This window comes from Pedococcus sp. P1_H8 (assembly GCF_056405175.1).
The window spans coordinates 1-393 of the sequence record NZ_JBFUCP010000366.1 but is presented as its reverse complement, the minus strand read 5'-3'; the positions used below and the strand labels follow the sequence as shown (position 1 = coordinate 393).

General features: G+C 64.6%; 1 protein-coding gene. It reads right to left on the bottom strand.

Annotated features, from left to right (window positions below; genetic code table 11):
* On the bottom strand, positions 1-227 hold a 227-nt coding region (locus AC1DYG_RS20400; protein ID WP_477641658.1), incomplete at its 3' end, for a DUF3817 domain-containing protein.
* Positions 228-393: the final 166 nt, after the last annotated feature.

Sequence of the window (393 nt, the reverse complement as noted above, 5' to 3'; positions counted from 1 at the left end):
GTCATCAGGTCCCACTTCAGCGACCGCGCGGTCACCAGCGCGATCAACACGAACGGAACGAAGGCGGCGATGCCGTGCACCATTCCGGGGATCCGGACGGCCTCTTCGTACCCGAGCACCCACTTGAAGAACATCGCAACCAGCAGGGCGGCCCAGGTGACGGCCTCCCACTGGGCAACCAGGCGGAACCGCTTCGCGGGCGTGGACACGTCGAGGATCTTCGGCATGCCCACCATTGTGCCTGAGCAAATCGGACAACAAGGCGCCGTCGTGTGTGATCTACGACGCCTTGTAGTCGGATTCGGTTGGTGCAGTTGTGGCCGCTGACCGGGCGAGTTACTGCTGGGGAACGCGGATGATCAGTGCGTCGCCCTGACCGCCGCCGCCGCACAG